Origin of the sequence: Alienimonas chondri (genome assembly GCF_013036045.1) — a bacterium.
GTDB lineage: Bacteria > Planctomycetota > Planctomycetia > Planctomycetales > Planctomycetaceae > Alienimonas > Alienimonas chondri.
Map to the genome: position 1 here is coordinate 1,758 of NZ_WTPX01000320.1, position 664 is coordinate 2,421.

1 protein-coding gene is annotated in these 664 nt (G+C 66.0%); it reads left to right on the forward strand.

Annotation, left to right across the window (positions count from 1 at the left end):
- Positions 1–664 (forward strand): IS630 family transposase (locus LzC2_RS21390; protein WP_171190050.1); only part of this gene is annotated, 664 nt, incomplete at its 5' end.

The window sequence follows — 664 nt, forward strand, 5'->3', positions numbered from 1 at the left end:
AACGTTCAAACTGTCGACCGACCCCTACTTCGTCGACAAAGTCCGGGACGTGGTCGGCCTCTATATGAGTCCGCCGGCCAACGCGGTCGTCTTCTGCGTGGACGAGAAATCGCAGTGTCAGGCCCTCGACCGTTCTCAGCCCGTCCTGCCGATGACGCCCGGACGGCCGGAGCGACAGACGCACGATTACTTCCGCCACGGGACGACCAGCCTGTTCGCGGCCCTGAACGTGAAAACCGGCGAGGTGTTCGGCCGCTGCCGACGGCGTCACCGGGCGCAGGACTTTCTGTCGTTCCTCCGCCAACTCGACGCGGCGGTCGAGCGGGAGCCGGGGACGGAGATCCATCTGGTGCTCGACAACTACGCCGCGCATAAAACAGCCGCCGTGAAGCGGTGGTTCGCCCGACATCCGGACTACCGGCTGCACTTCACCCCGACGGGCGCGAGCTGGCTGAACCAGGTCGAGCGGTTCTTCGCGGAACTCACGAACAAGCGGCTGCGGCGGGGCGTGTTCCGCAGCGTGCCGCAGCTGGAGCGGGCGATCCGGGACTACGTCGACGGCCACAACGCCGACGCCAAGCCGTTCGTCTGGACTGCCGACGCGGACCTGATCCTCCGTCGGGTCGAAGCCGTCTGCAACGAAACCTCCAACTCAGGACACTAG